The sequence below is a fragment of the Klebsiella sp. 141162 genome (assembly GCF_050600755.1).
Classification (GTDB): domain Bacteria; phylum Pseudomonadota; class Gammaproteobacteria; order Enterobacterales; family Enterobacteriaceae; genus Klebsiella; species Klebsiella aerogenes.
Genome location: NZ_JAQIRI010000011.1, coordinates 1 through 19,172 on the forward strand (window position 1 = coordinate 1; position 19,172 = coordinate 19,172).

Annotated in this window: 20 protein-coding genes and 1 other annotated feature; of the genes, 7 read left to right on the forward strand and 13 right to left on the reverse strand. The window is 54.0% G+C overall.

The features are described from left to right. Positions 1-523: 523 nt before the first annotated feature. The 3 genes from clpB to rluD form a co-directional block, all read right to left on the reverse strand. Positions 524-3,097: an ATP-dependent chaperone ClpB gene (gene clpB, locus PGR23_RS21430; RefSeq protein ID WP_015703191.1), complete on the reverse strand. Its 2,574-nt coding sequence runs from the start codon at positions 3,095-3,097 to the stop codon at positions 524-526. Positions 3,098-3,226: 129 nt separating this feature from the next. Next, complete coding sequence (gene yfiH / locus PGR23_RS21435) at positions 3,227-3,958, reverse strand: purine nucleoside phosphorylase YfiH (RefSeq protein ID WP_015703192.1); 732 nt, start codon at positions 3,956-3,958, stop codon at positions 3,227-3,229. Next, positions 3,955-4,935, reverse strand: coding sequence for a 23S rRNA pseudouridine(1911/1915/1917) synthase RluD (gene rluD, locus PGR23_RS21440; protein ID WP_015370269.1), 981 nt, complete (start codon positions 4,933-4,935; stop codon positions 3,955-3,957). The genes yfiH and rluD overlap by 4 nt, the downstream gene beginning before the upstream one ends. Before the next feature lie 131 nt (positions 4,936-5,066). On the opposite strand from rluD, the gene bamD reads away from it, so the two are divergent. The 4 genes from bamD (at position 5,067) to pheA (ending at position 7,835) form a co-directional block, all read left to right on the forward strand. Continuing rightward, positions 5,067-5,804 carry an outer membrane protein assembly factor BamD gene (gene bamD / locus PGR23_RS21445; protein ID WP_015370268.1) on the forward strand — a complete coding sequence of 246 codons (738 nt, stop codon included), beginning with the start codon at positions 5,067-5,069 and terminating at the stop codon, positions 5,802-5,804. A gap of 272 nt (positions 5,805-6,076) precedes the next feature. Next, positions 6,077-6,412, forward strand: coding sequence for a ribosome-associated translation inhibitor RaiA (gene raiA / locus PGR23_RS21450; RefSeq protein ID WP_002914111.1), 336 nt, complete (start codon positions 6,077-6,079; stop codon positions 6,410-6,412). Between the two features lie 112 nt (positions 6,413-6,524). Then, positions 6,525-6,649, forward strand: a sequence feature (Phe leader region). Then, on the forward strand, positions 6,526-6,573 hold the full coding sequence (gene pheL / locus PGR23_RS21455; protein ID WP_100279143.1) for a pheA operon leader peptide PheL: 48 nt from the start codon (positions 6,526-6,528) through the stop codon (positions 6,571-6,573). (Overlaps the previous feature by 48 nt.) A 25-nt stretch (positions 6,650-6,674) precedes the next feature. Beyond that, entirely contained in the window at positions 6,675-7,835 is a 1,161-nt protein-coding gene (gene pheA, locus PGR23_RS21460) for a bifunctional chorismate mutase/prephenate dehydratase (protein ID WP_045395094.1), read from the forward strand. Here pheA and PGR23_RS21465 read toward each other — a convergent pair. The 3 genes from PGR23_RS21465 to aroF form a co-directional block, all read right to left on the reverse strand. Further along, positions 7,832-8,704, reverse strand: a complete 873-nt coding sequence (locus tag PGR23_RS21465; RefSeq protein WP_396279481.1) for an SMP-30/gluconolactonase/LRE family protein — start codon at positions 8,702-8,704, stop codon at positions 7,832-7,834. The genes pheA and PGR23_RS21465 overlap by 4 nt on opposite strands. Before the next feature lie 68 nt (positions 8,705-8,772). After that, positions 8,773-9,894 carry a bifunctional chorismate mutase/prephenate dehydrogenase gene (gene tyrA, locus PGR23_RS21470; protein ID WP_015703194.1) on the reverse strand — a complete coding sequence of 374 codons (1,122 nt, stop codon included), beginning with the start codon at positions 9,892-9,894 and terminating at the stop codon, positions 8,773-8,775. 9 nt (positions 9,895-9,903) lie between these two features. Continuing rightward, positions 9,904-10,974 carry a 3-deoxy-7-phosphoheptulonate synthase AroF gene (gene aroF / locus PGR23_RS21475; protein ID WP_348876863.1) on the reverse strand — a complete coding sequence of 357 codons (1,071 nt, stop codon included), beginning with the start codon at positions 10,972-10,974 and terminating at the stop codon, positions 9,904-9,906. 343 nt (positions 10,975-11,317) lie between these two features. On the opposite strand from aroF, the gene PGR23_RS21480 reads away from it, so the two are divergent. The 3 genes from PGR23_RS21480 to PGR23_RS21490 are packed head-to-tail and all read left to right on the forward strand — an operon-like array spanning position 11,318 to position 13,535. Next, entirely contained in the window at positions 11,318-11,827 is a 510-nt protein-coding gene (locus PGR23_RS21480) for a YfiR family protein (protein WP_026612240.1), read from the forward strand. Next, on the forward strand, positions 11,820-13,043 hold the full coding sequence (gene dgcN, locus PGR23_RS21485; protein WP_047044434.1) for a diguanylate cyclase DgcN: 1,224 nt from the start codon (positions 11,820-11,822) through the stop codon (positions 13,041-13,043). Before PGR23_RS21480 ends, dgcN begins: the two co-directional genes overlap by 8 nt. 12 nt (positions 13,044-13,055) lie before the next feature. Next, positions 13,056-13,535, forward strand: a complete 480-nt coding sequence (locus PGR23_RS21490; protein ID WP_045395099.1) for an OmpA family protein — start codon at positions 13,056-13,058, stop codon at positions 13,533-13,535. Between the two features lie 5 nt (positions 13,536-13,540). Here PGR23_RS21490 and PGR23_RS21495 read toward each other — a convergent pair whose 3' ends face one another. From PGR23_RS21495 to ffh, 7 genes are all read right to left on the reverse strand, one after another. Next, a complete protein-coding gene (locus PGR23_RS21495) occupies positions 13,541-14,911 on the reverse strand; it encodes a PepSY-associated TM helix domain-containing protein (RefSeq protein WP_396279480.1) in 1,371 nt (456 codons plus the stop codon). A 56-nt stretch (positions 14,912-14,967) separates the two neighbouring features. Then, the gene (locus tag PGR23_RS21500) at positions 14,968-15,417 is read right to left on the reverse strand and encodes a DUF2946 domain-containing protein (protein ID WP_396279479.1); all 450 of its coding nucleotides are present in this window, start codon (positions 15,415-15,417) and stop codon (positions 14,968-14,970) included. Positions 15,418-15,537: 120 nt separating this feature from the next. Beyond that, positions 15,538-15,885 (reverse strand): 50S ribosomal protein L19, encoded by a 348-nt coding sequence (rplS, locus tag PGR23_RS21505; RefSeq protein ID WP_002914145.1) that lies wholly within the window; start codon positions 15,883-15,885, stop codon positions 15,538-15,540. A 39-nt stretch (positions 15,886-15,924) separates the two neighbouring features. Next, on the reverse strand, positions 15,925-16,692 hold the full coding sequence (gene trmD / locus PGR23_RS21510) for a tRNA (guanosine(37)-N1)-methyltransferase TrmD (RefSeq protein ID WP_008806092.1): 768 nt from the start codon (positions 16,690-16,692) through the stop codon (positions 15,925-15,927). 31 nt (positions 16,693-16,723) lie between these two features. Beyond that, positions 16,724-17,272, reverse strand: a complete 549-nt coding sequence (rimM, locus tag PGR23_RS21515) for a ribosome maturation factor RimM (RefSeq protein WP_015703198.1) — start codon at positions 17,270-17,272, stop codon at positions 16,724-16,726. 18 nt (positions 17,273-17,290) lie between these two features. Then, complete coding sequence (rpsP, locus tag PGR23_RS21520; RefSeq protein ID WP_015370257.1) at positions 17,291-17,539, reverse strand: 30S ribosomal protein S16; 249 nt, start codon at positions 17,537-17,539, stop codon at positions 17,291-17,293. Between the two features lie 238 nt (positions 17,540-17,777). Then, positions 17,778-19,142 (reverse strand): signal recognition particle protein, encoded by a 1,365-nt coding sequence (ffh, locus tag PGR23_RS21525; RefSeq protein ID WP_020078159.1) that lies wholly within the window; start codon positions 19,140-19,142, stop codon positions 17,778-17,780. Between the last annotated feature and the right edge of the window lie 30 nt (positions 19,143-19,172).

The following is a 19,172-nucleotide window of genomic DNA, read 5'->3' on the forward strand; positions in this document are numbered from 1 at the left end:
TGTGTTAGGCCTGCCGCCAGCGTTCAATCTGAGCCATGATCAAACTCTTCAATTTAAGTTTGATGCTCGTGAATTAAACTTCGTAATGAATTACGTATGTTCACTCAGAGACTTGGTATTCATTTTTCGTCCGAGGACGTTAAGAATCCATGTCACTTTGAGTGCCCACACAGATTGTCTGATAAATTGTTAAAGAGCAGTTGCAACGCGGCTTTCAGCTCACCGTTGCGAGGTCCCGTATATTACGTTTTCCTCATTCAGAGTCAAGCGCTTATTTCGCTTTTCTCTGTCGGCTTTCAGCGTCGTATTTCACTGCTGAAACCCTGCTGACCCGGCGGCTTGTTTGCCGTTGTTCCGTGTCAGTGGAGGCGCATTATAGGGAGTAATTCTGAAGTGACAAGCATAAATTCAAAAAAACAATCCAAGCGCTCACTTTTCAACCAAATCATCGTTTGGACTTTAATTCTTGCCTGGTTTTTAAACAAAAACGAGCCCAGAGGGCCCGTTTTTGTCGTTTTGTGACTTACTGCACTGCCACGATACGGTCGTCTTTCACCACCAGCTCGACGGTTTTACCCGGAACCAGCTCGCCAGACAGGATTTGCTGGGCTAACGGGTTCTCTATCTGTTGCTGGATGGCACGTTTCAATGGACGCGCACCGTATACCGGGTCGTAGCCATTTTCGCTCAGCAGCTTCAGCGCCTCATCGGACATATGCACTTCATAGCCGCGCTCTTCCAGACGTTTATACAAACGCTGTAGTTGGATCTGCGCAATAGAAGCAATGTGTTTTTCACCCAACGGATGGAAGACCACCACTTCATCAATACGGTTGATAAACTCCGGACGGAAGCGCTGACTAACCACGCCAAGCACCAGATCCTTCATATGACCGTAGTCCAGCTCGCCGAAACGTTCCTGAATCAGATCGGAACCGAGGTTAGAGGTCATGATGACAACCGTATTACGGAAGTCGACCGTTCTCCCCTGCCCGTCGGTCAGGCGACCATCGTCAAGCACCTGCAGCAGAATGTTAAATACATCCGGATGCGCTTTTTCCACTTCATCCAGCAGGATGACGGAATAAGGACGACGACGAACCGCTTCGGTCAGATACCCGCCCTCTTCGTAACCCACATATCCCGGAGGCGCACCGACCAGACGCGAGACGGAGTGTTTCTCCATAAATTCGGACATATCGATACGCACCATCGCGTCGTCGCTGTCGAACATGAAGTTAGCCAGCGTTTTGCAAAGCTCAGTTTTACCCACCCCGGTCGGGCCGAGGAACAGGAACGAACCAATAGGCCGGTTCGGGTCAGACAATCCGGCGCGGCTACGGCGAATGGCGTTGGATACCGCTTCAACCGCTTCATCCTGGCCAATGACGCGGTGATGCAGATCCTGCTCCATACGCAGCAGTTTTTCGCGCTCGCTTTCCATCATCCGCGCCACCGGAATGCCGGTCCAACGCGCCAGCACTTCGGCGATCTCGGCATCGGTTACTTTGTTACGTAACAGGCGCATCGTTTTGCCTTCAGACTGAGTGGCTGCCGCCAGCTGTTTTTCCAGCTCCGGAATTTTACCGTATTGCAGTTCGGACATCCGCGCGAGGTCGCCAAGACGTCGTGCTTGTTCGATGGCAATTTTGGCTTGTTCCAGCTCGGCTTTAATAGTCTGCGTACCGGAGAGTGATGCTTTTTCCGCTTTCCACTCTTCTTCCAGCACCGAATACTGGCTTTCTTTGTCCGCCAGCTCTTCATTAAGCATATCGAGACGTTTCAGGCTCGCTTCATCGGCCTCTTTCTTCAGCGCCTGCTGTTCCAGCTTCAACTGGATGATACGGCGATCGAGACGGTCCAGCTCTTCCGGCTTCGAGTCGATCTGCATACGGATGCTGGATGCCGCTTCATCGATAAGGTCGATAGCTTTATCCGGCAACTGACGGTCGGCAATATAGCGATGCGACAGGGTCGCCGCCGCCACGATGGCCGGGTCAGTGATCTGCACGTGGTGGTGCAGTTCATAACGTTCTTTCAGACCGCGCAAAATCGCGATGGTATCTTCTACCGTCGGCTCAGCGACGAACACTTTCTGGAAACGACGTTCCAGCGCGGCGTCTTTTTCAATGTACTGGCGGTATTCATCAAGGGTGGTGGCGCCGACGCAGTGCAGTTCACCGCGCGCCAGGGCCGGTTTCAGCATGTTGCCGGCATCCATCGCGCCGTCGGCTTTACCCGCGCCGACCATGGTGTGCAGCTCATCGATAAACAGGATAACGTTGCCTTCCTGTTTCGCCAGATCGTTCAGCACGCCTTTCAGACGTTCTTCGAACTCGCCGCGATATTTCGCCCCGGCCACCAGCGCGCCCATATCCAGCGCCAATACCCGACGGCCTTTCAGCCCTTCAGGTACTTCGCCGTTGACGATACGCTGCGCCAGTCCTTCGACGATTGCCGTTTTACCCACCCCGGGCTCACCAATCAGTACCGGGTTGTTTTTAGTACGGCGCTGAAGTACCTGGATGGTACGACGAATCTCTTCATCACGACCGATCACCGGGTCCAGTTTGCCTTGTTCGGCCCGTTCGGTCAGATCGACGGTAAATTTTTTCAATGCCTGACGTTGGTCTTCGGCACCCTGATCGTTCACGCTTTCACCTCCGCGCATTTGTTCAATCGCCTGAGTCACATTGGCGGTTGTTGCTCCGGCAGATTTCAGCAGGTCGGTCAGCGTACCGCGTGATTCAAGCGCCGCCAGAACGAACAGTTCTGACGAAATAAAGTTATCCTTTCTCTTTTGCGCCAGCTTGTCGCAAAGATTGAGAATACGCACCAGATCCTGAGACGGCTGCACGTCGCCGCCGGTACCTTCTACCTGCGGTAAACGGCTCAGCGCCTGTTCGATTTGGCTGCGTAACGCCACGGCGTTAACACCCGCCGAGGTTAATAAAGGATGTACCGATCCCCCTTCCTGATTCAGCAAGGCGCTCATTAGATGAAGTGGTTCGATGAATTGGTTGTCGTGCCCGAGTGCTAGCGACTGGGCATCGGCAAGAGCAAGCTGGAATTTATTAGTAAGACGATCCAGACGCATAACTCCTCCCATAAACAGGTCAAATTTGCTACTGGAGATTAAATGAGGTCATCCCTCAATTATTCAAGGTTAAAGACCTGAACTATGTGAAAAATAAGTTTGCCTTCTGGATCGTCTTGATTCTCTAGGTTATATCAGCCAAATGAAACTTGCCATACGACCTGTGGTCTTGTCGCGACGATAAGAGAAAAAATCATCCTTTTCACTTAGAGTGCAACGATCGCCGCCGAAAATCTGCTCCACGCCGACGTTTGCCAGGCGCTGACGAGCCAATTGATAGATATTAGCAAAATATTTTTCACCGGCAGGACGGAAGGCGCTCTCCGCCTGGGCATCTTTGGCGATGAAAGCCTCGCGCACTTCCGCACCGACTTCAAACGCCTCAGGGCCTATTGCCGGACCAAGCCAGGCCAGGATATTTTCCGGTTTATCATTAAAGCAGGCGACCGTTTCTTCCAGTACGCCTTCACATAAGCCGCGCCATCCGGCGTGCGCTGCCGCCACCTCAGTTCCGGCGCGGTTACAGAACAGCACCGGCAGGCAGTCCGCGGTCATCACCGCACAAACGGTACCCGGCGTATTACAGTATGACGCATCGGCGCGTTTTGACACGTACGGCCCGCCATCCAATTTTAGTACCGTGGTGCCATGCACCTGCTCCAGCCACACCGGATAAGAGGGTAATCCGCCAGCGGCAAACATCCGCCGGCGGTTTTCTTCGACATGCAGGAGATCGTCGCCGCAATGGGCGCCAAGGTTCAACGAGTCATACGGAGGCAGGCTCACGCCGCCCACACGAGTAGAACTACAGGCCGCCACGCCTTTCGGCATTGGCCACTGCGGAACAATCAGCTTTGTCATAACCAGTCAATATCGTCCTTATGGGCTTCAAAATCGGCGCGCATGGCGTCGATCAGTTCCACCATATCCTGCGGGATCGGCGCGTGCCATTCCATCTCAATACCGGTAATTGGGTGATACAGACGCAGCATGGTCGCGTGCAATGCCTGGCGATCGAATTTGCGCAGCGCGCTGATGAACTCGTCCGATGCCCCTTTCGGCGGACGCGGGCGGCCGCCGTAAACCTGATCGCCCACCAGCGGATGGGTGATATGCGCCATATGCACGCGAATCTGGTGGGTACGGCCGGTTTCCAGACGCAGGCGCAAACGGGTGTGGATTCGGAAATGTTCCATAATGCGGTAATGGGTCACCGCCGGTTTCCCCATCGGGTGAACCGCCATATGCGTGCGCTTGGTTGGGTGACGGCTGATCGGTTCTTCAACCGTACCGCCAGCGGTCATGTGGCCGATGGCCACCGCTTCATACTCGCGGGTAATTTCGCGCAGCTGCAGCGACTCGACCAGACGCGTTTGCGCCGGAATAGTCTTCGCCACGACCATCAGACCGGTGGTGTCTTTATCCAGACGGTGGACAATTCCCGCGCGCGGTACATCGGCAATGGGCGGATAGTAATGCAGCAGCGCATTCAGCACAGTACCGTCAGGGTTGCCCGCACCGGGGTGCACAACCAAATCACGTGGTTTGTTGATGACCAGGATGTCGTCATCTTCATAGACGATATTGAGCGGAATATCCTGCGGTTCAAAACGCACGTCTTCCTCGATCTCAACATCGATAGAGACGGCCTCGCCGCCAAAAACTTTTTCTTTCGGCTTGTCGATGACATTGCCATTTACCAGCACGCGCTGGTCAAGGATCCATTCTTTTATCCGCGAACGTGAATAATCCGGGAACAATTCGGCCAAAGCCTGATCTAAGCGTTGACCGAGTTGATTTTCGGACACCGTTGCGGTGAGTTGTACTCGTTGTGCCATATACAGCTTCTTCGTTTAACGTTGGGTTTTACGGCTTTGCCGTTTAATATAGTGTGCTATTGTAGCTGGTCTTAATCGGGAGCAGGAACAGAGATTCTCCCGCATAAACATTTTGAGGAAGTCAAAACGTCATGACGCGCATGAAATACCTGGTGGCAGCAGCCACACTGAGCCTGGCTTTGGTGGGTTGCTCTGGCTCAAAGGAGGAGGTGCCTGATAATCCGCCGAATGAAATTTACGCGACCGCCCAGCAAAAGTTGCAGGACGGTAACTGGAAACAGGCAATAACGCAACTGGAAGCGTTGGATAATCGCTATCCATTTGGTCCTTACTCCCAACAGGTACAGCTGGACCTGATTTATGCGTATTACAAAAATGCCGATTTGCCGCTGGCTCAGGCCGCAATCGATCGTTTCGCTCGTCTGAATCCTACGCATCCAAACATTGACTACGTCATCTATATGCGCGGCCTGACTAACATGGCCCTCGATGACAGCGCTCTGCAGGGCTTCTTCGGCGTCGATCGTTCCGACCGCGACCCGCAGCACGCTCGCGACGCATTCAATGATTTCTCGAAGCTGGTTCGCGGTTATCCGAACAGCCAGTACGCCACTGACGCCTACAAGCGTCTGGTGTTCCTGAAAGATCGTCTGGCGAAGTATGAGCTATCGGTGGTGGATTATTACACCGACCGCGGCGCCTGGGTTGCCGTTGTGAACCGCGTTGACGGTATGCTGCGTAACTACCCGGATACACAGGCCACTCGCGATGCGCTGCCGAAGATGGAAAACGCCTATCGTCAGATGCAAATGAATGCGCAGGCTGACAAAGTCGCCAAAATCATCGCCGCCAACGGCAAAAACACCTGAGGGTGATAGCAGAAAGCAAAACGGCAGCCACGCGGCTGCCGTTTTTTTATTCAATGAACACCAGCGCTGAAGCGGTTTAGCGCCGAGTTAACTCATCAAATATGGCCCCCTTTCTTCATTTCGACAAGTAAAATCTCATCCGTTCCTGTCCTGTCTCACAAAATGAATTCGTTGACAAAAAGTGACATTTAAATGTGATTTAGATCACACATTTTGACATTGGGCGAGGTATGCTGGGTTCACCAAGACGGGAAAGACAAGAGGTAAAATTTATGACAATGAACATTACCAGTAAACAAATGGAAATTACTCCGGCAATCCGCCAGCATGTCGCAGACCGTCTCGCCAAACTGGATAAGTGGCAAACTCATTTAATCAACCCGCACATCATTCTCTCTAAGGAGCCGCAGGGTTTTATTGCTGACGCAACCATCAATACGCCGAACGGTCATCTGGTTGCCAGCGCGCGTCATGAAGACATGTACGCCGCCATTAACGAATTGATCAACAAGCTGGAACGGCAGCTGAATAAAGTGCAACACAAAGGGGAAGCCCGCCGCGCCGCCACATCGGTGAAAGAGGCAGGCTTTGTGGAAGAAGAAGAGTAATCCTTAACTTAAGTTGTGTCATGCCACGCGCCTTCGGGCGCGTTTTTCGTTTTTTATTGACAGGATGAAAACAGTACAGGTACTGTAATCCACACTAACCTAAGGAATTCATCGTGAAACGACTCCCGTTCTTCTTCGCATTCTTTTTTACCTTCCCCTGACTGGGAGGCGGTTCGTCGTATAAGAAAGAATGCGAAGACGAATAACAAGGCCTCCCACGCGGGAGGCCTTTTTTATTGATAACAAGAAAGGCAACACAATTATGACCGAGGAAAACCCATTACTGGCCCTGCGCGACAAAATAAGCGCCCTGGATGAAAAACTGCTCGCGCTGCTGGCCGAACGCCGCGGCCTGGCGGTGGAAGTCGGGAAAGCGAAGCTGGAATCGCACCGTCCGGTACGCGATATCGACCGCGAACGCGACCTGCTGGAGCGTTTAATGACGCTTGGCAAAAAGCATCATCTGGACGCCCACTACATTACCCGCCTGTTCCAGCTGATTATTGAAGACTCCGTTCTTACCCAACAGGCGCTACTGCAGCAGCATCTCAATAAGATTAACCCCCACTCCGCGCGTATCGCCTTCCTGGGGCCTAAAGGTTCGTACTCACATCTTGCCGCGCGCCAGTACGCCGCGCGTCATTTTGAGCAATTTATCGAAAGCGGCTGCGCGAAATTCGCCGATATCTTTGAGCAGGTCGAAACCGGTCAGGCCGATTACGCCGTCGTGCCGATCGAAAACACCAGCTCCGGCGGGATCAACGATGTGTACGATCTGCTGCAGCACACCAGTCTGTCGATCGTTGGCGAACTGACGCTGCCAATCGATCACTGTGTGCTCGTTTCGTCCTCAACGGACGCCGATAAGATCGAGACCGTCTATAGTCATCCGCAGCCGTTCCAGCAGTGCAGCCAGTATTTAAGCCGCTATCCGCACTGGAAAATCGAGTACACCGAGAGCACCTCGGCGGCGATGGAAAAAGTCGCGCAGGCAAAATCTCCCACCGTTGCCGCGCTGGGTAGCGAAGCCGGCGGCGCGCTGTACGGGCTGCAGGTGCTGGAGCACTGCCAGGCTAACCAGACGCAAAACATCACTCGTTTCCTGGTGCTGGCGCGTAAAGCGGTGAACGTATCCGATCAGGTGCCGGCGAAAACGACGTTGTTAATCGCCACCGGCCAACAGGCGGGCGCGCTGGTTGAAGCGCTACTGGTGCTGCGTAACCACAACCTGATCATGAGCAAGCTGGAATCGCGCCCAATCCACGGTAACCCGTGGGAAGAGATGTTTTATCTGGATATTCAGGCCAACCTGGAATCCCTTCCCTTACGTAAAGCTTTAAAAGAGCTGGCCGAAATTACCCGTTCGATGAAAGTACTGGGCTGTTACCCGAGCGAAAACGTCGTGCCGGTCGACCCGGCTTAACGTTCAATAAATTGCCGTTTCTTCATCCCTGCCACCGCAACCGGCAGGGTGAAGATGGCGCCGGAAAGCGGATATTGCGCCACTTCGTCGGCGTCCATATTTTCCCGGGTGGTAGTGATGTAGAGCGTTTTCATATCCGCGCCGCCGAAACACACCATCGTGGGACAACGCACCGGTAAGCGATACTCTTCCAGTTGTTCTCCCTTCGGCGAAAAACGGGCAATCCGCCAGCCGTCAAACATCGCGCTCCAGTAACAGCCTTCTTCATCAACCGCCGCACCATCAGGGATCCCCTCTCCCGGATGGAAACGACGAAACACTTCCCGTTTGCCCGGCTCGCCCTGCTCATCCAGCGGCGTGCGGTAAATCACCGCGTTTGGCGTATCGGAGGTATACATCCAGCGCTTATCGTCGCTAAATGCCAGACCATTAGCACCATGAATATCGCACTGCACCACCTTTGGCGTCAGGTCATTATCAATCCGTACCAGCAGCGCGCCATTGTAATCCCCCGGCCCCCAGAAGGTGCCTGCGTAAAAACGGCCATCCCGGTCGGTGCCGCCGTCGTTAAAACGCGCCAGATCCGGGTTACTTGGGTTATCACAGATTTTGCGTTGCAGCAGACCGCGGGCATCACAAAGCCAGATACCGCTACGTAATGCGACGATAAAACCGCCCTTCTCGCGCAGAGCAAAGCATCCCACTTCTTCGGGAAATTGCAGAACCTGGTGTTCTTTACTGCGTGTATCGTAGCGGTGAATTTCGCACTCCAGAATATCCGCCCAGTACAGTGCCTGCTCGGCATCGCTCCAGGTTGGGCATTCCGGCAGGTGCCCGACGTAATCAAACAGCGGTTGCGGTTGAGCCATCTTTTCATCCCTATAAAAAAAGCCAGCGGGTTACCCCTCTGGCTTTATTGTATACACGTTTAGCGGACTTACTGTCGATTATCATTCGCCTGACGCAACAGCGTGCGGCTTTCGCTCTGGAAGCGCTGGGCGTAATCGCCAAACCAGTGTTCGACTTTACGGAAGCTGTCGATAAACGCCTGTTTATCGCCCTGCTCCAGCAGGCCAATCGCTTCGCCGAAACGCTGGTAGTAGCGCTTAATCAACGCCAGATTATTTTCTGACGACATAATGATGTCGGCATACAACTGCGGATCCTGGGCAAACAGACGCCCCACCATCGCCAGCTCCAGCCGATAAATCGGCGAAGAGAGCGCCAATAGTTGCTCAAGACGAACGTTCTCTTCGGCCAGATGCAGGCCATAGGCGAAAGTGGCAAAGTGACGCAACGCCTGAATAAACGCCATGTTCTGATCGTGCTCAACGGCGCTGATGCGGTGCAGTCGCGCCCCCCAGACCTGAATCTGTTCAAGGAACCACTGGTACGCTTCCGGCTGACGCCCATCGCAGTAAACCACTACCTGTTTCGCCAGGCTGCCGCTGTCCGGGCCAAACATCGGGTGCAATCCCAATACCGGGCCGTTATGCGCCGCCAGCATCGCCTGCAGTGGCTCGGCTTTGATGGAAGCCAGATCGACCAGAATGCAATCTGCCGGCAGCGGCGGCAGACGTGAAATCGTCTCGGCTGTGGTATGGATCGGAACGCTGACGATAACCATCCCGGCATCGGCGACAATCTCTGTCGCCCGCGGCCAGTCTTCTTTTTCCAGTACCCGCACCTGATAGCCAGACAGCGTCAGCATCTTCTCAAACAGACGTCCCATCTGCCCGCCGCCGCCAACAATGACCACCGGGCGCAGATTCGGATGCAGCGTTTTGAAGCCTTTGTCGTTTTCACTTGAATACGATTCGCGCATCACCCGACGCAGAACATCCTCGATAAGATCCGGCGGCACGCCTAGAGCCGCCGCCTCTTCGCGGCGGGAAGCCAGCATCGCGGCTTCCCGTTCCGGTACGTAAATCGGCAGGCCATATTTACTCTTAACCTCGCCAACCTCCGCCACCAGCTCCAGGCGCTTTGCCAGCAAATCAAGCAGCGCCTTATCAACTTCATCAATTTGATCGCGCAATGCGGTCAGTTCAGCAACCATACAATCCTCTTAAGCCAGACGTGCCGCCAGATGTCCGCGCAGATCGCTATCGAGCTCGCGCAGCAGTGCATCGGTAGTTTCCCAGCTGATGCAGGCATCGGTGACGGATACGCCATACTTCATATCGCAACGGGGCTGCTCAGAAGACTGATTGCCTTCGTGGATATTGCTCTCAATCATCAGGCCAATGATGGAACGGTTGCCATCTTTGATCTGCGCGACGACGGATTCCGCAACCGCCGGCTGACGACGGAAGTCTTTATTGGAATTACCATGACTGCAATCTATCATCAGCGACGGTTTCAGTCCCGCCTGCGCCATCTCTTTTTCGCACTTCTCAACATCTTCCGGGCCGTAGTTAGGCGCTTTGCCGCCGCGCAGAATGACGTGACCATCCGGATTCCCCTGGGTCTGCAGCAGGCAAACCTGGCCGGCCTGGTTGATGCCGACAAAACGGTGCGGCATGGCGGCGGCGCGCATGGCGTTAATCGCCGTCGCCAGGCTGCCATCGGTACCGTTTTTAAAACCAACCGGCATCGACAGACCGGATGCCATTTCACGGTGGGTCTGCGATTCGGTGGTACGCGCGCCGATGGCGGACCAGCTGAACAGATCGCCAAGGTATTGCGGGCTATTTGGATCGAGCGCTTCTGTCGCCAGCGGCAGGCCCATATTGACCAAATCAACCAGCAGGCGACGCGCGATCTTGAGACCGCCTTCAACATCAAACGAGCCATCCATGTGCGGATCGTTAATCAGCCCTTTCCAGCCAACGGTAGTACGGGGCTTTTCAAAATAGACGCGCATCACCAGGTAGAGGCTATCGCTGACCTCTGCGGCAAGGGCTTTAAATCGACGAGCATATTCGATAGCAGCTTCCGGATCGTGAATTGAGCAAGGACCGCAGACTACCAGCAGACGCGGATCGCGGCCGGCAATAATATTGGAAATAGTCTGCCGGGAGTGGGCGATCTGCGCTTCCTGCTCCACGGTTAACGGGAATTCGGCTTTCAGCTGATCCGGGGTAATCAGAACTTGTTCATCGGTAATATGTACGTTATTCAGCGCGTCTTTTTGCATGATGGCGATCCTGTATAGCTCGTTTGCGATAGTTGTTGCCTCAGCGGGCATGACGTAACCATACCATATAAAGTAAAGATATCAATCCATATTACGTAAACTTTAATTTACACCAGCAAAATAATTGGCATCAGATTGGCCGAAAACTGTTCATATAAATGTACACATGACGAAAGACTCTTTTTGCCGCCGCGCTTTACTCATTCCTTTACTAAAATTCCTGGTAAGGATTATCTCAAAGCGGCCGGGGCAGCTAATGACGCTTTTTGCCAATAATGCTATTCTCCGCTCAGGCAACTGCGAACTGCGTTTCCCGTGCAATAACGATTTGACGGACCCGTTAATGAAAGAGTTTTACCGTCTATTTTTGCTTTTCTTTTTGCTCATCGCGGGAGTTCCCGCTTTTGCCGCTGAGACATCTGAGAACGTTCGCGCCATAGTTTCGGGGATTGTGACTTATACGCGCTGGCCAAATTTATCCGGCCCGCCGAAGTTATGCGTTTTTTCCACCTCCCGATATATCCGCAGTTTGGCTCAGGAAGCGCCGGAAAATTTACCTTATCAACCGGTGATAGTTCGAAATTCACAGGAAGCCCTAAAGGCCAGCTGCGACGGTTTGTATTTCGGCAGTGAAACCCCGGATCAGCAGTCTGCATTAACAAAAAAATATGGCTCCCGTCCCCTATTACTCATAGCGGAACAAAATACCGATTGCTCTTTTGGCAGCGCTTTTTGCTTGCTCATAAATGACGATAGGGTGAGGTTTTCCGTTAATCTGGATGTCCTGACGCATAGCGGTGTACGGGTCAATCCGGACGTACTGATGCTTGCCCGGAAGAAATCACATGAATAAGGATTTTTCTCAGGCCCCGCGCCCCACTTTCAAAAACGCGTTACGCCGAATCAGCATGATAAGCGTAGTGATTTCGATGACGCTGGTCTGGCTTTTGCTCAGCGCCGCCTCTGTCATCACGTTAAAACAGTACGCGCAAAAAAATCTTGAGCTCACCGCGGCAACCATGGGCCGCAGCCTCGAAGCGGCACTGGTTTTTGGCGATGCCACCGCCGCAGAAGATACGCTGGCGACGCTTGGAAGACAGGGGCAATTTTCCGAAGCCACGCTTCTGGACAGCCGTCAGCGTCATTTCGCCGACTGGCGTAATGACGCCTTAGTTAAAAACGAAAAATTCAGTGGTTATATTAGTAAATGGCTGTTTCCTGAACCGACTGTCCAGCCAATCTGGCATCAGGGAAAAATAATCGGTGAGCTTCGTCTGAAGGCGCTCGATCGGTTAATCAGTCATTTTCTCGGTGTTTCGCTGATCGTATTGACCGGCAGTATTCTGCTGGCGTCCGTTATCGCCCTGATGCTCACCCATTCTCTGCACCGCGGTATTGTCACCGCGCTGCAAAGTATTACCGAAGTGGTACATGATATCCGCGAAAACCGCCATTTCTCGCGCCGTGTACCGGAAGAACGTATTGAGGAATTCCATCTCTTCGCCCAGGACTTCAATAGCCTGCTCGGAGAAATGGAGGATTGGCAGCGTCAGCTGCAGGCAAAAAATGCGCAACTGCTGCGCAGCTCGTTACATGATCCACTAACGGGATTGGCGAATCGCGCGGCGTTTCGCAACGTCATCGGTAAACTGATGGACGATGACGCGGCACGCCATAGCTCGGCGCTGCTGTTTCTTGACGGCGATAATTTCAAACTCATTAACGATAACTGGGGACACGCCGCCGGCGATAAAGTCCTTATTGAGGTCGCCAGCCGCCTGATGGCATTCGTTGGCGACCAACACCAGGCATGGCGTCTGGGCGGCGATGAATTCGCCATTTTATTGCACGATGTGCATACAGAAACCGAAGTCCAGGCGCTTTGCGCAACGCTGTCCGAACAGTTTCTCCAGCCATTCAACCTTCACAATGGCCACACGGCAACGCTCTCTCTGAGTATTGGCTATGCTTTGACCTGGGAGCACACCTCGGTGGAGGAGCTGCAGGAACTGGCCGATCAGAATATGTATCGGATGAAAAACCAGCGTTTTCATCACACACAAAAATAAGAAGGAATTACTATGCTCAGGCAATTTATTGCACCCACTCTTCTGGCTGCATTTCTCCTCACCGGGTGCCAGGCGCCAGGTAAGTTCTCTAAAGAACAGGTCGCAGCAATGAAGTCTTACGGCTTTACCGAAGCCGCTGGTGATTGGTCTTTAGGTTTGTCTGACAGCATTCTGTTTGACAAAAACGACTATCGCCTGCGTCCCGAAAGCCAGCAGCAAATCCACAGTATGGCCGCACGGTTAGCTGAGACCGGTATTACCCATAGCCGTCTTGAAGGTCATACCGATAACTACGGCGAAGACAGCTACAACGAAGCGCTGTCATTAAAGCGCGCCAACAGCGTGGCGGATGCCTGGGCTGAAGGCGCGAAAATCCCGCGCAGTAATCTAACCACCCGCGGATTAGGTAAAAAGTACCCCATCGCCAGCAACGATACCGCTGCAGGCCGTGCTGAAAACCGCCGCGTTACCGTGGTGATCAGCACGCCTTAAGCAGGTTAGTCTACCGATTTAGCCAGCCTCATCGCTGAAGCCGCGCGCCAGCGCAGGTAATCAACCACGAGGCACGCCGCGAGGCTGACGCCCATCAGCGGCACCGCCAGCCCGAGCAGGAGCGCGATTAGCAGCGCAAGCGCCCGGGCGGCGACACTTAACCCCAACCACGCTTGCACCAACGTCTGTGCTGGATTAAACGCACTCTGCGTCGGACGGCGGATCCACCACAGGCGGTAGCCGACGATGATCATGACGCACAGAGCCACCCCGAACGCCACCAACAGCAACTGGTTAGCCAACCCGAACAGTAAACCCATATGAAAATCGACGCCCCATCGGGTCAGCTTAGCCATCAGCGGGAAATCGCTAAAGCGGGTACGATCCACGACTTGTAACGTCTCGCCATCAATGGCCACCGCATCGACCCGTGTCGGCCAGCTACGGTCAATTTCATTCACCGTCCACGCCATCCCCGCGCTTTTGGGCGGCCGGATCTCCAGCTTGCTGGCCGTCAGCCCTGCGGCCTGCGCCACCTGCAATACGCTATCGAACCGATCCGCAGTCACTTTCACCTGTGGCTCATCCATTGCCATATGCGCCATGTGGTGCCCGGCATGCGGATCGGGCGGCATCGCCTCCCCGCCATGAAGTTGCGTATTGACCTGCGGCGTTAGCCAGCCAAACGCGGCGCGCATCTTATCGACGTTACCGCCCGCCCACTGCGACCAGGTTAAGCCAGTGGCGGAAAACAGCAACATGCCAACCAGCAACATCCAGCCCAGCGTCACGTGCAGACGGCGGGTATTTTGCAGCCGATTGTTTATACGCCGCTTCGGACGGGTCATCGCCCATAGCGCAATACCGCCCAACGCCGCGACCCACATCCAGGAGGCCGCCAGTTCGCTGTACAGCCTGCCACTGTCACCCAACAGCAAGGATTTATGCGCGTAATCAATCCACTGGCGCAGCGGTAAAATACCGCTGGTACCGTAAACCGTCAGATCGCCTTTGACCCGTAGCGTCACCGGGTCAACAAAAATAGCCCGGTTTTCTGATTCCCCCAGCCGCGGGTCGGCAAACATCACCCGCGTCGTTTCGCCAGCAGTAATACCCGGGCGCACGGCCTGCAGGCGGAGATTGTTTTGCGTAGCCTCTTTGGCGACGGCAATTTGCGCGCTAAGCGGCTGTTTTTCGCCGTTGAGCGAGCCCTGTAAGGCGTCATGGTACAGCCAGTTTTCCAGCTGCGGCGTGGCGACATACAGCGTGCCGGTCAAGGCCGCGACAAAGATAAATGGTCCGATAAACAGACCAATATAGAAATGGAGGCGCCGCAGCAGGTTTAACCATGCCGCGCGCGAGGTGCAGGTTGTCATACTCTTCCTTTTTTAAAGCAAAAGAGGTCGTTGCGCAGTACGCAGATTCATTTTTATTAAAGGGAAAAAGCAGACAGCCGCGGCGGCGCGCGGGTTTCAGGGTAGAGCCAGGGGAAGTAGCGCCAGTGTTTTAATACCGGGCGAGAAACCGGCAGGCGAATGCGCCGTAGGATCATGGCGAAGAACAGCGCCAGCGCGAACAGCAGCCCCGGTACGTGCGCTAATAGCACGCAATAGCCGCAGGCTTCGGCGTGATCAACCGGCATGCTATGCGCCGGCTGTGACGCGCTGTCAGCGCCGTGCATCATGGTCATCTCATGCCCGGACATCCCGGCATCGGACTCGCCCATCGGCATAGCATGATGCATGCCCGGCATCGCGCTCATGGGATCTTTCTGTAGCGAAATGGAGATCAGCGGCGCCACCACAATCAGCAGGATCGCAAACAGCGCCAGCCAGGCGGCCCGCCGTTGCAATGCTGGTTGTGAGAAAATAGTGCCGTTCACCGCCCCTCCGAAATCCGGGCGATATTGTAATTGATTTACATCAAAATAGTTAAAATTTAGATAAAAAAAGGGCCAGCCATCTGGCCAGCCCTTTCTATCAGGATGTCGCGAAAGCGAATCTTAGTTAAGACGCTCTTTGATACGAGCAGACTTACCGGTACGCTCACGCAGGTAGTACAGTTTAGCTTTACGTACAGCACCACGACGTTTAACAGCAATGCTGTCAACTACCGGAGAGTGAGTCTGGAAGACACGCTCAACGCCTTCGCCGTTGGAAATTTTACGAACAGTGAATGCAGAGTGCAGACCGCGGTTACGAATAGCGATAACCACGCCCTCGAATGCCTGCAGACGTTTTTTGGAACCTTCAACAACCCATACTTTCACTTCCACGGTATCACCCGGACGGAAGGAAGGTACGTCCTGCTTCATCTGTTCTTGTTCAAGTTGCTTAATAATGTTGCTCATAATTTAATCTCTTATCCTGGGTAAACTGATATTGGGGGCTCACGCCTGCCCATCATGTTTATGCTGCTGTTGCGCGTGTTCGCTTTTGAACTGCGCCAGCAACTTTGCTTGCTCTTCAGTCAGAGCCAGGTTTTCCAGAAGTTCAGGTCTTCTAAGCCAGGTGCGGCCCAGCGACTGCTTCAGACGCCAGCGACGAATCTCAGCATGGTTTCCCGACAGCAATACTGGCGGTACTTCCATCTCTTCTAACACTTCAGGACGGGTATAGTGCGGGCAATCCAGCAACCCATCAGCAAAGGAATCTTCCGTTGCCGATGCTTCATGTCCCAGTACTCCCGGAATGAACCGGGAAACGGAGTCAATCAGCGTCATTGCCGGTAACTCACCACCGCTGAGAACGTAATCGCCGATTGACCATTCTTCGTCAATTTCGGTTTGGATTACGCGCTCGTCTATCCCTTCGTAGCGACCGCACACCAGAATCAGTTTCTGATTCGTTGCCAGTTCGCTGACGCCCGCTTGATCAAGCTTGCGCCCCTGAGGTGACAGATAAATCACCTTTGCGCCTTCACCTGCCGCGGCTTTTGCTGCATGAATGGCATCCCGTAAGGGTTGAACCATCATTAGCATCCCCGGTCCGCCGCCGTAAGGACGATCGTCCACGGTACGGTGCCGGTCATGAGCGAAGTCGCGAGGACTCCAGCTTTCGATGCTCAGCAGGCCATTTTTTACTGCCCGGCCAGTTACCCCGTAATCGGTAATTGCGCGGAACATTTCAGGAAACAGGCTAATTATGCCAATCCACATAGCGCCGTCTTTTACCGTTTATCCGGAGAATTTAAAAACCAGGATCCCAGTCTACTTCGATAGTACGAGTAGCGAGATCGACTTTCTTGATAACCTGCCCATCGAGGAACGGAACCAACCGCTCCTTGATGCCAAATGCATCTTTCAGGTTTGCCTTGATGACGAGAACGTCATTCGACCCGGTTTCCATCATATCAATGACTTTACCCAGGCTATAGCCTTCGGTGGTAACTACCTGGCAGCCCATCAGGTCTTTCCAGTAATAGTCGCCCTCTTCCAGCGCCGGCAGCTGCGATGAATCCACAATAATTTCGCAATTAGTCAGGAGATTCGCCGCATCACGATCGTCAATGCCTTTCAGCTTGATGATGATGTCCTGATTGTGGTGGCGCCAGCTTTCCAGCTCAACAACCTGCCACTGACCCGCCTTCTGGATTAACCAGGGCTGATAGTCAAAAATGCTTTCAGCGTCTTCGGTGGAGGAAAACACTCTGAGCCAACCACGGATACCGTAGGAAGAACCCATTTTCCCCAATACAATCGGATCAACAGGTGCTTGTGCGGTGTGTTGCTTGCTCATCATGACCACCGTGACAGATTAAGCTGCTTTGTTAGCGGCTTTGATCAGCGCGGCAACGCGATCGGAAACAGTAGCGCCCTGGCCAACCCAGTGAGCGATACGATCCAGATCCAGGCGGGTGCCTTCTTCTTTCTCGGTAGCGATCGGGTTGAAGAAGCCAACGCGCTCGATGAAGCGACCGTTGCGTGCATTACGGCTGTCGGTGACAACAACCTGGTAGAACGGACGCTTTTTAGCGCCGTGACGTGCTAAACGAATAGTTACCATAACATCCTCTTGTGTGAATAAAACAACCGGGCCCCATCGAGGAACGGAGCCCGGTGTCATATTAAAAGCCCGAAAATTTTACTGATTTCTGTGCAAAAATCAATTCAAAACTACATACGCTAAATAATTCGAGTTGCAGGAAGGCGGCAAGTGAGTAAATCCCCGGGAGCGTACACAAGTACGTGACCGGGGTGAACGAACGCAGCCAACGCATCTGCGGCTTGAATTATGACGCGTATTAGCGGCCAGGGAATCCTGGCGGCATCATCCCTTTCATCCCGCGCATCATCTTCATCATGCCGCCTTTCGACTTCATCTTCTTCATCATGCGCTGCATGTCGTCGAACTGCTTCAGCAGTCGGTTCACGTCCTGCACCTGCATTCCGCAACCGGCGGCGATACGGCGTTTACGCGAACCTTTAATGATTTCCGGCTTGGCGCGCTCTTTCATCGTCATCGAGTTGATGATCGCTTCCATACGCACCAGCACTTTGTCGTCCATCTGCGCTTTCACGTTATCGGGAATTTGCCCCATGCCCGGCAGTTTGCCCATCAGGCTGGCCATGCCGCCCATGTTTTTCATCTGGCGCAGTTGCTCAAGGAAGTCGGTCAGGTCGAAACCGTCGCCTTTCTTCAGCTTGGATGCCAGCTTCTCGGCCTGCGCGCGGTCAACTTTGCTCTCGATATCTTCGATAAGCGACAGCACGTCGCCCATGCCGAGAATACGAGAAGCGATACGGTCCGGGTGGAACGGCTCCAGCGCTTCGGTTTTCTCGCCGACGCCGAGGAATTTAATCGGCTTGCCGGTGATATGACGAATCGACAGCGCCGCACCGCCGCGGGCGTCGCCGTCTACTTTGGTCAGCACCACGCCGGTCAAAGGCAGCGCTTCGTTAAAAGCCTTCGCGGTATTCGCCGCATCCTGACCGGTCATCGCATCGACGACGAACAGCGTCTCAACCGGATTAATCGCGGCGTGGACCTGTTTGATTTCGTCCATCATCGCTTCATCGACGTGCAGACGACCGGCGGTATCCACCAGCAGCACGTCGTAGAATTTAAGCTTCGCTTCTTTCAGCGCCGCGTTGACGATATCAACCGGCTTCTGGCCCACGTCGGACGGGAAGAAATCCACGCCGACCTGCTCTGCCAGCGTTTCCAGCTGTTTAATCGCCGCCGGGCGGTATACGTCCGCGGAAACGACCAGCACTTTTTTCTTGTGCTTCTCGCGCAGGAATTTACCCAGCTTACCGACGCTGGTCGTTTTACCCGCACCCTGCAGGCCCGCCATCAGGACGACGGCCGGCGGCTGCGCGGCTAAATCCAGCGTCTGGTTTTCTTCGCCCATCGCCGCAACCAGCTCGTTGCGAACAATTTTGACGAACTCCTGACCTGGCGTCAGGCTTTTATTGACTTCATGGCCTACCGCGCTCTCTTTGACGCGGCTGATGAAATCACGCACCACCGGAAGCGCGACGTCGGCCTCCAGCAGCGCCATGCGCACTTCGCGCAGGGTGTCTTTAATGTTGTCTTCGGTAAGGCGTCCGCGGCCGCTAATGTTGCGCAGCGTACGCGACAAACGATCGGTTAAATTATCAAACATTGTCTCTCGCCTGAGGTGGAAACGGTCGGT